The sequence below is a fragment of the Kitasatospora sp. NPDC058478 genome, from assembly GCF_042720345.1.
Taxonomy (GTDB): domain Bacteria; phylum Actinomycetota; class Actinomycetes; order Streptomycetales; family Streptomycetaceae; genus Kitasatospora.
In genome coordinates this window covers 67,148-79,323 of record NZ_JBHXML010000025.1, presented here as the reverse complement: position 1 = coordinate 79,323, position 12,176 = coordinate 67,148, and the positions used below count along the sequence as shown (strand labels likewise).

Genomic DNA, 12,176 nt, shown 5'->3' with positions numbered 1-12,176 from the left:
CCGAGGGAGCACCCACGCCATGCGCCGCGCCGTCTGTCCCGGTTCGTTCGACCCGATCACCAACGGTCATCTCGACATCATCGGGCGGGCCTCGAAGCTGTACGACGTCGTGCACATCACGGTCCTGATCAACCGCAACAAGCAGGGCATGTTCAGCGTCGAGGAGCGGATCGGCCTGATCGAGGAGGTCACCGCGGACTTCGGGAACGTGGTGGTCGAGTCGTACCACGGCCTACTGGTGGACTTCTGCCGGGAGCGCGGGATCCCCGCGATCATCAAGGGCCTGCGCGCGGTCAGCGACTTCGACTACGAGTTGCAGATGGCCCAGATGAACCACGGCCTGTCCGGGGTGGAGACGCTGTTCGTGCCGACCTCCCCGACGTACAGCTTCCTCTCCTCGACGCTGGTCAAGGAGGTCGCCTCGTACGGCGGGGACGTCTCCCACCTGCTGCCGGAGACGGTGCACCGGCGGCTGGTCGAGCGGATCGCGGAGCGCAAGGCCCAGCAGTAGGCGGGAGCGGCGGTGGCCGCGGGGCGGCCGTCCGTTTCTGCCGGTTCGTCATGACTTGTCCGCTGCCCGGTCGACCGGTTCGGCTCGGGCGTTGTGACCTCGCCGCGCGGTGGCCGTACAGTCTGTATTCCTGCCCCTGCGGTGAGGTTCACCGCGTCGGGCCTGCCTCCGCCGGACCGTCGGCGGCACACGGAAAGACGAAGCCCCGTGGACGTGCAGAACAAGGTCGACGAGATCGTCGCGGCGGTCGAGAACGCCCGCTCGATGCCGATGTCGGCCTCCTGCGTGGTGAACCGGGCCGAGCTGGTCGGCCTGCTCAACGCCCTCAAGGCGGAGCTGCCCGCCGAACTCGCCCAGGCCCAGTCGATGATGGCCGACCACGAGCAGGTGGTGGCCGGGGCCCAGGCCGAGGCCGACCGGATCATCCAGGGTGCACACGCCGAGCGCGGCTCGCTGATCTCGGACACCGAGGTGGTCCGCCGGGCCCAGGCCGAGGCCGACCGGATCCTCGCCGAGGCCCGTGGCGAGGTCGAGGCCAAGCGCGCCGAGGCCGACGACTACGTGGACAGCAAGCTCGCCAACTTCGAGGTCGTGCTGACCAAGACGCTCGGCGCCGTCGGCCGCGGCCGGACCAAGCTGCGCGGTGACTCCAGCGTCTTCGAGACCGACTTCGACGGCGAGACGGACGGCGAGGAGTTCCAGCCGCAGCGGATCACCCCCAGCCCCGAGGTCGACGAGTACGTCGATGTGAAGCTCGCCACGCTGGAGAACGTCCTCAGCGCCACCCTGGAGGCCGTCGGCAAGGGCCGCGACAAGCTGCTCGGCAAGCGGCCGATCGACGAGCTGGGCGCCTACCTGGCCGCCGCCGACGAGGCGCAGCAGGCCAAGGAGCGGGCCGAGGCGGTGGCCGCCGGCTTCGCCACCGACGGCGACGCCAACGGCGACGACATCGCCTGGTACCGCGAGGACGTCCCGCAGCAGCAGACCTGGCCGGAGCAGACCCCGGCCGCGGCGGGCTGGCAGGCCCCCGGCGTCGACCAGTACGCGGCCGCCCAACAGCAGGGGCAGTACGCCGAGGTGTACGCCGGCGGCTACGACCCGGCCGGCCAGGGCGACCCGTACGGTGCCCAGTGGGGGCACCAGCAGCAGGGCGCCGCGGACGGCTACCCGCAGCAGCAGCCGGACTACGCGGCCCAGCAGCAGCACGGGGACTACGGCTATCCGCACCAGCAGCAGCCGGGTTACGGCGCGCAGCAGTACGACGCCTACACCTACCCGCAGCAGCCCGCCGCCCCGCCTGCCGTGCCGCAACAGCAACAGCAGCAGCAGCCGGGCCTGGACGAGACCAGCTTCTTCGACACCAGCATGATCGACATGACCCGGCTCCGGGAGCTGGGCGGCCGCTGAGCCGGCCCCGCGCGGGCCCGGCGCAAGCTCCTGACGGGAGCGAAGTTGGGCCTGACGGGAGACTCCGGTAGGCTGACCACTCCGGCCTTTTCGTGTCGGACTGTCGGCTTGCCCGCGCACCGCTGGTGCGGAGGCACCGCGATCGAAGATTCCCCATGGAAGTCAGGACACCTTGAACCGCCTCGACCACCGCGACCCCCTCGTGTTCGACACGCACGAGCTGGGACGTCGCCCGGGCTCGCTGCGCAAGGTGTCCCGCACTCTGGAGGCCCCCGCGGGCCTGGGGATCATCGACGTGATCGGCGTCCCCGAGAAGAGCGAGCTCCGGCTGGAGCTCCGCCTGGAGTCCGTGGTCGAGGGCGTGCTGGTCACCGGCACCGCCGAGGCCCAGGTCGAGGGCGAGTGCGCCCGGTGCCTGGAGCCCGTCGAGGACGACCTCGACGTCGACTTCCAGGAGCTGTACTACTACCCGGAGTCCGACGAGCGTCACCGCGCCCGGACCGCCGGGGCCGAGGACCTCGACGAGGACTCGGAAGAAGATACTTACCGTCTGGAGGGCGACTTCTTCGACCTCCAGCCGGTGCTGCGTGACGCGGTGGTGCTCGCACTGCCGCTGCAGCCGGTGTGCCAGGAAGACTGCCTGGGCCTGTGCTCCGAATGCGGAGCGCGCCTGAGCGACGACCCGACGCACCACCACGACGCCGCCGACCCCCGGTGGGCGGCTCTGCAGGGACTCTCCGCCGCCCCCGGCGACGAGGGTGACGGGATCAAGAACAGCGACACCCGTGAGGGTCTCGCCGAGAACCAGGAGAAGTAGCCGTGGCTGTTCCGAAGCGGAAGATGTCGCGCAGCAACACGCGCCACCGTCGGTCCAACTGGAAGGCCGTTGTTCCGGCCCTCGTGGCGTGCGACCGCTGCCACGAGCCGAAGCTGGGTCACATCGCGTGCCCGAGCTGCGGCACGTACAACCGTCGCCAGGTCCTCTCGGTCTGATCGGCGGGGTGCACGGATCGATGTCGGACGGTAACTCCACCCGCAAGGCGTCCTCCGCCCCGAAGGGTTCCTCTTTGGGCGGTGGCAGGGCCGGTGGGCCGGCTTCGACCGAATACGACGTCCTGGAAGGGCGCCTCGGGTACACACTCGAGCGCGCCCTTCTGGTGCGTGCCCTGACCCACCGCTCGTACGCGTACGAGAACGGGGGCCTGCCCACCAACGAGCGCCTGGAGTTCCTCGGCGACTCGGTGCTGGGCCTCGTGGTGACCGACACCCTCTACCGCGTCCACCCGGACGTGCCGGAGGGCACGCTCGCCAAGCTGCGCGCCGCGGTGGTGAACTCCCGCGCGCTCGCGGACGTCGGCCGGGGCCTGGAACTCGGCACGTTCATCCGGCTCGGCAAGGGCGAGGAGGGCACCGGCGGCCGCGACAAGTCGTCGATCCTCGCCGACACGGTCGAGGCCGTGATCGGAGCCGTCTACCTGGACCAGGGTCTGGACGCGGCCACCGAGTTCGTCCACCGGCTGTTCGACCCGCTGATCGAGGAGTCCTCCCAGCTGGGCGCAGGCCTGGACTGGAAGACCAGCCTCCAGGAGCTCACCGCCTCGGTGGGCATCGGGGTGCCCGAGTACGTGGTCATGGAGTCCGGTCCGGACCACGAGAAGACCTTCACCGCGGCGGCCCGGGTGGCCGGCGAGGACTTCGGCAGCGGCGTCGGCCGTTCGAAGAAGGAGGCCGAGCAGAAGGCCGCCGAGAGCGCCTGGCGGGCGATCAAGGAGAAGTACGCCGACCGGCTGCCCGCCGGGGCGTGAGGGAGCAGTAGCCTTCCTCCTGCTGATCCCTTCCGCAGGAGGCCTGTTCCCGTGCCCGAACTTCCCGAGGTCGAGGTCGTCCGCCGCGGTCTGGCGAACTGGGTCGCCGGGCGGACCGTCGCCGACGTCCAGGTGCTGCACCCGCGCGCGGTGCGCCGCCAGCCCGCCGGCGCCGCCGACTTCACCGCCCGGCTGACCGGCACCACCCTCGGCACCGCGCAGCGGCGCGGCAAGTACCTGTGGGTGCCGCTGGCGGGGTCCGGCGCGGGCTTCTCGCTGATCGGCCACCTCGGCATGAGCGGCCAACTCCTCGTCCAGGACCCGTCCGTACCCGACGAGACGCACCTGCGGGTGCGGCTGCGGTTCGCCGACGGCGGGCGCGAACTGCGCTTCGTCGACCAGCGGACCTTCGGCGCCCTCGCGGTCGAGGAGGCCGAGGACGGCGACCCGGAGGGCACGCCGCTCTCCATCGCGCACATCGCCCGCGACCCGCTCGACCCGCGCTTCGACGACGCCGCCTTCGCGGCCGCGCTGCGGGCCAAGCGCACCACCGTGAAGCGGGCGCTGCTCGACCAGACGCTGATCAGCGGGGTCGGCAACATCTACGCCGACGAGGCGCTCTGGCGCTCCCGGCTGCACTACGACCGCCCGACCGCGACGCTCACCCGCCCGCAGGCCGCCGAACTGCTTGCGAACGCCCGCGAGGTGATGACGGCGGCGCTCGCCGTCGGCGGCACCAGCTTCGACAGCCTGTACGTCAACGTGAACGGCGAGAGCGGCTACTTCTCCCGCGACCTCGACGCGTACGGCCGCGAGCACGAGCCCTGCCGCCGCTGCGGCACCCCGATCCGGCGGGCCGCCTGGATGAACCGCTCCAGCTACTTCTGCCCCCGCTGCCAGCGGGTGCCGCGGGTCCGCAGCGGGGGCTGACAGCAGGGGCAGGGGGCGGGGGCCGGGGAGCTCAGTGCTTGGCGAGTTCCGGCTGGTCGGCGGCCGCCTCGCCAGGGGAGCCGTGGGTGTCCTGGCCGAAGTAGGCGACCCCGACCGCGGACACCACCGCGAGCAGGAAGCCGACCACGCCGAGCCAGCCCAGGCCGGACTTGGAGGAGTCGCCGAGCCAGAGCACGCCGATCGCGCCGGGCAGCACCGTCTCGCCGACCACCAGCGCTGCCGTCGCGCCGTTCACCGAGCCGATCTGCAGTGCCACGGTGTGCACGTACATGCCGCCGATGCCGCCGACCAGGATCGCGTACAGCGCCGGGTCGGAGAGCAGCTTGGCGAGGTCGAACGGGTCGATGCCGTTCAGGATGCGCACGCCGACGCCCAGCGCGCCGAAGCCCAGGCCGGAGAGCAGACCGGCGACGATCGCGCCCTTGGAGCCCATCCGCCGCACCAGCAGGCCACCGCCGACCAGCAGCACGGTGGTGACCAGCAGCAGGCCCCAGTGGAAGGCCATCGACGCGTGGTGGCCGCCCTCCGGGCCGGCCGAGACGGCCAGCAGCACCAGCGCCGAGCAGAGCACGCCGATCGAGGCCCACTCCAGCTGCTTGAGCCGGATGCCGAGCAGCTTGATGCTCAGCACCGCGGTGATCACCAGGTTGGCGCTGATGATGGTCTGCGAGAGGAACAGCGGCAGCAGCCGCGCGGCCAGCGCGCCCAGCCCGAAGCCGATCAGGTCGAGCACCGTGCCGACGATGAACTCCCAGGTGACGGCAGCCTTCGCGGTGGAGGACAGGCTCGGCCCGCCGTGCTCGGTGGTGGCGCCGGCGGCGCCCTTGGCGGCCTCCTCGCGCGCGGAGCGGCGGGATCCGACGGCCTGGAGGACTGAGCCGGTGCCGTAGCAGGCGGATGCCGCCACGGCGGTGACGAGGCCGATGATCACCGGGTGCTCCGATCGGGAGATGGGTCAAGAACAGGTAATGGGACCAGTGGTCCGGGACCACTATGCCCGTCCGCGCGGTACGGTCGGCGCACCGCCCGGAACACCCTGGGCCCGCCGGGACGTACGTCCGGGCGCCGGCCGCGGTTCCCGCGCACCGCCCGGATCAGGGGCGAGTGGGGGAAACATCATCCCCGAGGAGGGGCGCGGCCCCGGCGGTCGGCGGGGAATCTTGTCACTACCAGTATGCGAAGGGTATGCCGTGCCTTGACGCCCGTCGGGGTAGCGTCGAGGGCATGAGAACCCTTGCACGACGTTCCCGGGGCGCCGGGCCGCTTGCCCTGGTGGCGGCGCTGCTGGGGCTGCTGCTCCTGCTCGCACCGACGGCCTCGGCCGCGGGCGGGCTGGACGACGCGGCCTCCACCCTGAAGCAGGGTCGGGTCTACGTCGACCCGGCGATGACCAGCCGATTCAGCCAGAGCCAGGCCGACGCCCTGACCGAGAAGATCAAGAAGGCCGACAAGCCGATCTTCGTCGCGGTCGTCCCGGCCAGCGCCCCCTACGGCGAGCGGACCGTCTTCAACGACCTGCGCACCAAGGTCGGCATCGACGGTGCCTACGCGATCTGGCGCGGTGACCAGTTCGCGGCCAAGGCCGACCGCGGCGCGATGTCGCAGGGCAGCGCCGAGCGGATCGCCGGCGCCGCCTTCCGCTCCCACAACGGCGACATCGACGCCACCCTGAACGAGTTCGTCGACAGCGCCGCCCCGCAGGCCAAGGGCACCGGGGTGAACCACAGCACCTCGATCGCCTGGGTGGTCATCCCGATCGTGCTGCTCGCGCTGGCCGGTGCCGGCGTCTTCCTCCTCTTCCGCCGCGCCAAGGCGCGCAAGGAGGAGCAGGCCCGGACCGAGCTGGAGCAGCTGCGCCGGGTGGTCGACGAGGACATCACCGCCTTCGGCGAGGAACTGGACCGGCTCGACTTCAACCCGGCCGCGACCGACGCCGACGACACCCAGCGCACCGACTACACCCACGCCCTGGACTCGTACGAGAAGGCCAAGCGGCTGATGGACGAGGCCAAGCGGCCGGACGACGTCAAGCCGGTCACCGAGGCGCTGGAGGACGGCCGGTTCGCGCTGGCCACCCTGGCCGCCCGGCGGGAGAAGCGTCCGGTGCCCGAGCGCAGGCCCCCGTGCTTCTTCGACCCGCGCCACGGCCCCTCGGTCAAGGACGTCGACTGGGCCCCGGCCGACGGCGCCGCCCGCACCGTCCCGGTCTGCCGGTCCGACGCGGACCGGCTGGCCGCCGGCCTCGACCCGGCCATCCGCACCGTCGAGACCGAGCACGGCCCGCAGCCGTACTGGAACGCCGGCCCGGCCTACGCCCCCTGGGCGGGCGGCTACTTCGGCGGATTCGGCGGCGGCCTGCTGCCGGGCCTGCTGGTCGGCACCATGCTCGGCTCGATGATCAGCAGCCCGGCCTACGCCGCGGCGCCGATGATGGACCAGGGCTACCAGGACCAGCACGAGGGCGGCGACTTCACCGGCGCCGACTTCAACTCCTCCGACTTCAGCGGTGGCTTCGGCGACGGCGGCGGCTTCGGTGGCGGGGACTTCGGTGGCGGCGGCGACTTCGGCGGCGGCGACTGGTGACCCGCTGAGCCCCACCGCGACACCCCTGCGGCCCCGCCGGACTTCCTCCGGCGGGGCCGCTCCGCGTGGTCGACGGCCCCGTGGAGCTGTGACCGCCGGACACGCCTTAGGCTCGGGGCATGCACGGTCGCGACGCCCACAGTGAGGAACCGGTCCGGGTGACCGCCTGGGTCCGGGGGAAGGTCCAGCAGGTCGGGTTCCGCTGGTGGACCAGGGCACGGGCGCTGGAGACCGGCCTGACCGGCTACGCGAGCAACCTCGGGGACGGCCGGGTGCAGGTGGTCGCCGAGGGACTGGCCGCCGACTGCGAACTGCTGCTGGACCTGCTGCGCGGCCCGGGAACCCCGGGCGAGGTCAGCGGCGTCACCGAGATCTGGACGGCCGTGGGCCCCGGCTACGAGGGCTTCGAGATCCGCTGAGCCCGGCCACACCCGCGCGGGCCGGAACTGATCGGCAACTGCCGGTGTCATGCGGTTGCCATTCGGGCAGACTCGTGGTTGACTCCGCATCGAACGATGATCCACGAGCAGCTGGTGGACCCGGCCCGAGGCCCCCAGGCGTGACGACACCGCCAGGCAGGTGACAGGGTCGCGGTAGCGTGCGGTGATCGTGTTGACCCTTTCCGTCTTTGGTGAGACGCTGGAAACCCGCGCACACGACCGCGTTTTCCCGGCAGGCGTCTGCCCTCGTGAGCCCAGCTCACGATGGTTGTGCCGTAAGTGCCCAGCCAGCACTACCGGTGACGCGCCGCGCGTGCGTCCCCCTTCCCCCTAGACCTGTACCGTTCCGGTTCGGTCACTCAGCGTGGAGGACCATTCATCATGGCAAAGGCGCTTCTCGGGTACGTCGGCGGCCCCGACCCGCGAATGCTCTCCGAGATGCGACGGCTTCAGCAGCGCGTCCAGGACCTTGAATCCGAGCTCCTTCGGATGCAGGCCGAGAACGACGCGCTCGCCGCTGTCGCTGACGGGCACTCGCTGCTCAACAGCATCGATCTGGATCAGCGGGAGCCGGCTCTCACCTGAGTCCCGCCCGGTCCTCGCAGATCGACGCCGCTGTGCACTGAGCCGCTCCGAAAGGGACGCAGCTTGCAAGGGACGCCCGGTTGTGGCGTCCCTTCGTCGTGTCCGGGCCCGGGACGCACGGCCCGCCGGGGATACAGTCGCCGTTGACGACAGGCCCCGGGCCCTGGCGAGCGACGAGGAGACCGGCCGCGTGCACCTGAAGAGTCTGACGCTGCGCGGGTTCAAGTCCTTCGCCTCCAGCACCACCCTGCGCTTCGAGCCCGGCATCACCTGCGTGGTCGGCCCGAACGGCTCCGGCAAGTCGAACGTCGTCGACGCGCTGTCCTGGGTGATGGGGGAGCAGGGCGCCAAGTCGCTGCGCGGCGGCAAGATGGAGGACGTCATCTTCGCCGGGACCAGCGGGCGCGCCCCGCTCGGCCGGGCCGAGGTCAGCCTCACCATCGACAACGCCGACGGCGCCCTGCCGATCGACTACTCCGAGGTGACCATCACCCGGACCATGTTCCGCAACGGCGGCAGCGAGTACGCGCTCAACGGCGAGACCTGCCGCCTGCTGGACATCCAGGAGCTCCTCTCCGACTCCGGCATCGGCCGCGAGATGCACGTCATCGTCGGCCAGGGCCAGCTGGACTCCGTCCTGCACGCCGACCCGATGGGCCGCCGCGCCTTCATCGAGGAGGCGGCCGGCGTCCTCAAGCACCGCAAGCGCAAGGAGAAGGCGCTGCGGAAACTGGACGCGATGCAGGTCAACCTCAACCGCGTCCAGGACCTGGTGGCAGAACTGCGCCGCCAGCTCGGACCGCTCGGCCGGCAGGCCAGGATCGCCCGCCGCGCCGCCGGCATCCAGGCCGACCTGCGCGACGCCCGGCTGCGGCTGCTCGCCGACGACCTGCTGGCCCTCCGGCAGGCCGTCGAGGCCGAGATCGCCGACGAGCTGGCACTGCGGCTGCGCCGCACCACCGTCGAGCAGGAACTGGCCGGTGTCGTCCAGCGCGAGGCCGTGCTGGAGGCGCAGGTCCAGCAGCTCGGCCCGAGCCTGGAGGCCGCCCGGCAGACCTGGTACCGGCTCTCCGCCCTAGCCGAGCGCACCCGCGGCACCATCGGACTGGCCGAGGCCCGCGCCCGGCACGCCGCCGCGGGCGGGCAGGCCGAGGAGCGGCGCGGCCGCGATCCCGAGGAACTGGAACGGGAGGCCGCGCGGGTCCGCGAGGACGAGGCCGCGCTGGCCGAGGCGCTGGAGGAGGCGCAGTACGCGCTGGCCGAGGCGGTCGAACGCAGGAGTGAACTGGAGCGCGGGCTGGCCACCGAGGAGCGTCGCCTGCGGGACGCCGCCCGGGCCATCGCGGACCGCCGGGAGGGCCTGGCCCGGTTGCAGGGGCAGGCCGCCGCCGCCCGCTCCAAGGCGGCCTGCGCCGAAGCGGAGATCGGCCGGCTGACCGAGGCCGGCGGCGAGGCGCTGCTGCGGGCCGAGGCCGCCCAGGCCGAGTACGAGGAGCTCCAACGGCAGGTCGGCGGCCCCGCCGGGGACGACGAGCAGGCCGAGGCCGCCCACCAGGAGGCCCGGGAGCGGCTCGCCGCCGTCGAACGCGACCTCGCCGCCGCCCGGGAGGCGGCCGGCGCCGCCGAGCGCGAACGGGCCGGACTCACCGCGCGGCACGAGGCGCTCTCCCTCGGACTGCGCCGCAAGGACGGCACCGGCGCCCTGCTCGACGCGGGGGAGCGGCTGAGCGGACTGCGCGGCCCCGCGGCCGCGCTGCTGCGGATCGCCCCCGGGTACGAGGTGCCGGTGGCGGCGGCGCTCGGCGCGGCCGCCGACGCGGTCGCCGTCGACTCGCCCGGCACCGCCGCCGAGGCGCTGCGGCTGCTGCGCGCCGAGGACGCCGGCCGGGCTGCGCTGCTGATCGAGGGTGTCGGCCGGGCCGCGCTGCCGATCGAGGACGCCGGCCGGGCCGCGCTGCTGATCGAGGGTGCCGGTGAACCGCTCGCCGGCGTCGGGGAGTTGCCGGACGGAGCCCGCTGGGCCGCCGAACTCGTCGACGGGCCGGCCGGGTTGGTCGGCGCCGCGCGGGGCCTGCTGGCCCGGGTGGCGGTCGTCGACACCCTCGACGAGGCGCTGCGGCTGGTCGCCGACCACCCCGGGCTGACCGCCGTCACCGCCGCCGGGGACCGGCTCGGCGCCGACTTCGCGCAGGGCGGATCCGACGGTGTGCCGAGCCTGCTGGAGATCCGGGCGGCGGTCGAGGAGGCCGCCCGGGAGATCGCCGAACTCACCCTCCGTTGCGCCGAGTCGGCCGTACACCTGGCCGAACTCGCCGAGCAGCGAAGGGAGTCGGCCGCCGCCGTGGAGCAACTCGCCGAGCAGCGGCGGCGGAAGGAGAAGGAGCACGCCCAGGTGGCGGGTGCGCTCGGCCGCCTCGGCGGGCAGGCCAGGGCCGCCGCCGGCGAGGCCGAGCGGCTGTCCGCCGCCGCCGCGCGGGCCGACCAGGGCCTGGTCGAACTCCTCGCCACCGCAGAGGAGTTGGCCGAACGCCTGGCAGCGGCCGAGGACTCGGAGGACGCCGGGGAGGACGAGCCGGACACCGCCGAGCAGCAGCGGCTGGCCGAGGCCGCCACCGGCTCCCGGCAGGCCGAGCTGGAGGCCAGGCTCGCGGTGCGCACCCACGAGGAGCGGGTCCGCGCGCTCGCCGGCCGGGCGGACCAGCTGGACCGGGCCGCCCGCGCCGAGCGCGAGACGCGCGCCCGGGCCGCCGAGCGCCGCCGACGCGCCGAGCACGACGCCGGGGTGGCGAACGCCGTCGCGGCGGGCGCCCGGCAGCTGCTGGCCTGCCTGGAGGTGTCGCTGTCCCGCGCGGACGCCGGGCGGGCGGCGGTCGAGCAGGCGCGCGCCGAGCGCGAGACCGAACTGCGGGCGCACCGCGAGCACGGCCGCGGCCTCAAGGAGGAACTGGACAAACTGGTCGACGCCGGCCACCGGGACGAGGTGCTGCGGGCCGAGAAGCGGCTGCGGATCGAGCAGTTGGAGGCCCGGGCGCTGGAGGAGTTCGGCATCGACGGCGGCGAACTGCTCGCCACCTACGGGCCGGACCAGCCCGTCCCACCGTCGACCCCGGAAGAAGGAGGGGAACCGGGCGAGCCGCGCCCGTACGACCGGGCCGAGCAGGAGAAGCGACTCAGGGCGGCCGAGAAGGCGTACCAGCAACTGGGCAAGGTCAACCCGCTGGCGCTGGAGGAGTTCGCGGCGCTGGAGGAGCGCCACCAGTTCCTCGGGGAGCAACTGGACGACCTCAAGCGCAGCCGGCGCGACCTGCTGGACATCGTCCGGGAGGTGGACGAGCGGGTCGAGCAGCTGTTCGCCTCGGCGTACCACGACACCGCCGCCCAGTTCGAGGGCGTCTTCGCCCGGCTGTTCCCCGGCGGCGAGGGGCGGCTGGTGCTGACCGACCCCGACCACATGCTCACCACCGGCGTCGAGGTGGAGGCCCGCCCACCGGGCAAGAAGGTCAAGCGGCTGTCGCTGCTGTCCGGCGGCGAGCGCTCGCTGACCGCGGTGGCACTGCTGGTGGCGATCTTCAAGGCCAGGCCCAGCCCGTTCTACGTGATGGACGAGGTGGAGGCGGCGCTCGACGAGACCAACCTGCGCCGGCTGGTCGGGATCATGGAGGAGCTGCGGGAGAGCTCCCAGCTGATCGTGATCACCCACCAGAAGCTGACCATGGAGTCCGCGGACGCCCTCTACGGCGTGACCATGAAGGGCGACGGCATCTCACAGGTGATCAGCCAGCGGCTGCGCGTCGGGGCACCTCCCGGCCGCCGGTCCGGAGGAGGACACCGGGAGCGGCCGGAGGCCGTCCGTACCGCATCGGCGTAGGGCGGCTGCGGTCCATCCGGGCTCCG

General features: G+C 72.9%; 11 protein-coding genes. 10 read left to right on the top strand and 1 reads right to left on the bottom strand.

Going from position 1 to position 12,176, the window contains the following annotated elements:
- Positions 1–19: 19 nt before the first annotated feature.
- The 6 genes from coaD to mutM all read left to right on the top strand — a co-directional run bounded on the left by coaD (position 20) and on the right by mutM (position 4,653).
- Positions 20–511, top strand: coding sequence for a pantetheine-phosphate adenylyltransferase (gene coaD, locus ACFWPT_RS16160; RefSeq protein WP_063347697.1), 492 nt, complete (start codon positions 20–22; stop codon positions 509–511).
- Positions 512–718: 207 nt separating this feature from the next.
- Entirely contained in the window at positions 719–1,918 is a 1,200-nt protein-coding gene (locus tag ACFWPT_RS16155) for a cell division initiation protein (protein ID WP_380482295.1), read from the top strand.
- 172 nt (positions 1,919–2,090) lie between these two features.
- Positions 2,091–2,735: a DUF177 domain-containing protein gene (locus tag ACFWPT_RS16150; protein WP_063347695.1), complete on the top strand. Its 645-nt coding sequence runs from the start codon at positions 2,091–2,093 to the stop codon at positions 2,733–2,735.
- Positions 2,736–2,737: 2 nt separating this feature from the next.
- Positions 2,738–2,911, top strand: coding sequence for a 50S ribosomal protein L32 (gene rpmF, locus ACFWPT_RS16145; RefSeq protein ID WP_030056747.1), 174 nt, complete (start codon positions 2,738–2,740; stop codon positions 2,909–2,911).
- Between the two features lie 20 nt (positions 2,912–2,931).
- Positions 2,932–3,723 (top strand): ribonuclease III, encoded by a 792-nt coding sequence (gene rnc, locus ACFWPT_RS16140; RefSeq protein ID WP_079135603.1) that lies wholly within the window; start codon positions 2,932–2,934, stop codon positions 3,721–3,723.
- Between the two features lie 51 nt (positions 3,724–3,774).
- Positions 3,775–4,653 (top strand): bifunctional DNA-formamidopyrimidine glycosylase/DNA-(apurinic or apyrimidinic site) lyase, encoded by an 879-nt coding sequence (mutM, locus tag ACFWPT_RS16135; RefSeq protein WP_380376625.1) that lies wholly within the window; start codon positions 3,775–3,777, stop codon positions 4,651–4,653.
- A 31-nt stretch (positions 4,654–4,684) separates the two neighbouring features.
- Here mutM and ACFWPT_RS16130 read toward each other — a convergent pair whose 3' ends face one another.
- On the bottom strand, positions 4,685–5,605 hold the full coding sequence (locus ACFWPT_RS16130) for a hypothetical protein (protein WP_380376627.1): 921 nt from the start codon (positions 5,603–5,605) through the stop codon (positions 4,685–4,687).
- A 293-nt stretch (positions 5,606–5,898) separates the two neighbouring features.
- On the opposite strand from ACFWPT_RS16130, the gene ACFWPT_RS16125 reads away from it, so the two are divergent.
- The 4 genes from ACFWPT_RS16125 (at position 5,899) to smc (ending at position 12,150) form a co-directional block, all read left to right on the top strand.
- Entirely contained in the window at positions 5,899–7,257 is a 1,359-nt protein-coding gene (locus ACFWPT_RS16125; protein ID WP_380482293.1) for a hypothetical protein, read from the top strand.
- A 119-nt stretch (positions 7,258–7,376) separates the two neighbouring features.
- Complete coding sequence (locus ACFWPT_RS16120) at positions 7,377–7,676, top strand: acylphosphatase (protein WP_063347690.1); 300 nt, start codon at positions 7,377–7,379, stop codon at positions 7,674–7,676.
- Between the two features lie 402 nt (positions 7,677–8,078).
- Positions 8,079–8,282: a hypothetical protein gene (locus ACFWPT_RS16115; protein WP_063347689.1), complete on the top strand. Its 204-nt coding sequence runs from the start codon at positions 8,079–8,081 to the stop codon at positions 8,280–8,282.
- 190 nt (positions 8,283–8,472) lie between these two features.
- Positions 8,473–12,150 (top strand): chromosome segregation protein SMC, encoded by a 3,678-nt coding sequence (gene smc, locus ACFWPT_RS16110; protein WP_380482291.1) that lies wholly within the window; start codon positions 8,473–8,475, stop codon positions 12,148–12,150.
- Positions 12,151–12,176: the final 26 nt, after the last annotated feature.

Excerpts from the sequence above, each read along its gene's own strand:
- coaD (WP_063347697.1), top strand. The coding sequence starts at position 20 with ATGCGCCGCGCCGTCTGTCCCGGTTCGTTCGACCCGATCACCAACGGT.
- rnc (WP_079135603.1), top strand. The coding sequence starts at position 2,932 with ATGTCGGACGGTAACTCCACCCGCAAGGCGTCCTCCGCCCCGAAGGGT.
- ACFWPT_RS16125 (WP_380482293.1), top strand. The coding sequence starts at position 5,899 with ATGAGAACCCTTGCACGACGTTCCCGGGGCGCCGGGCCGCTTGCCCTG.
- ACFWPT_RS16120 (WP_063347690.1), top strand. The coding sequence starts at position 7,377 with ATGCACGGTCGCGACGCCCACAGTGAGGAACCGGTCCGGGTGACCGCC.
- ACFWPT_RS16115 (WP_063347689.1), top strand. The coding sequence starts at position 8,079 with ATGGCAAAGGCGCTTCTCGGGTACGTCGGCGGCCCCGACCCGCGAATG.